Source organism: Oleiphilus sp. HI0066 (assembly GCF_001635725.1).
On sequence record NZ_LWFH01000844.1, the window covers coordinates 1 to 734 of the forward strand.

Consider the following 734-nt stretch of genomic DNA (forward strand, 5'->3'; position numbering starts at 1 on the left):
GCTGTTTCCGAAACTTCTTCAAACATTGAAGAAGCTAAAGCCCCTATAATGTAAGGGTTGCTATTAGTGATTCTGGGGCGTTCTCGTGCGCCTCAGAAAGTTACTTTTGTTTGAATAGCTCTGGTAGACTTCGCACGTAATCTGCGAGCGAGTTTATGGCTGACCTACTGTTATTCAACAAACCCTTCAACGTCTTGTCTCAATTCACTGATCGTGAAGGCAGGTCCACACTTGCCCAATTCATCAAAACCAAAGACATGTATCCAGCTGGTCGCCTTGATTACGACTCTGAAGGTTTAATGCTGTTGGTCAATGACGGTCAATTGCAGTCACGCATCGCCGATCCAAAACACAAGCTACCCAAAACTTATTTAGTTCAGGTCGAAGGTATTCCAAATGATAGAGACTTGGAAAAACTTCAAAAAGGCGTCACTCTCAAAGATGGTCCAACGAAACCAGCCAAAGCACGATTGATCGCCCCTCCGGATTTGTGGGAGAGAAACCCTCCAGTACGCGACAGAAAAAACATCCCAACAAGCTGGCTTGAAATCATCATTACAGAGGGTCGAAACCGACAAGTTCGCAGAATGACCGCACATATAGGGTTCCCGACACTTAGACTGATTCGGCATGCCATCGGCCCTTGGAAACTCGATGACTTAAAACCAGGACAGATGCGAACAGAAACAGTTCATTTACCCAAGCAAAGTAACAAACCTCGTAATTATCAAAAG

1 protein-coding gene is annotated in these 734 nt (G+C 45.0%); it reads left to right on the forward strand.

The window, feature by feature from the left end:
* Positions 1–155 precede the first annotated feature (155 nt).
* Positions 156–734 (forward strand): pseudouridine synthase (locus tag A3738_RS09845; RefSeq protein WP_068763577.1); only part of this gene is annotated, 579 nt, incomplete at its 3' end.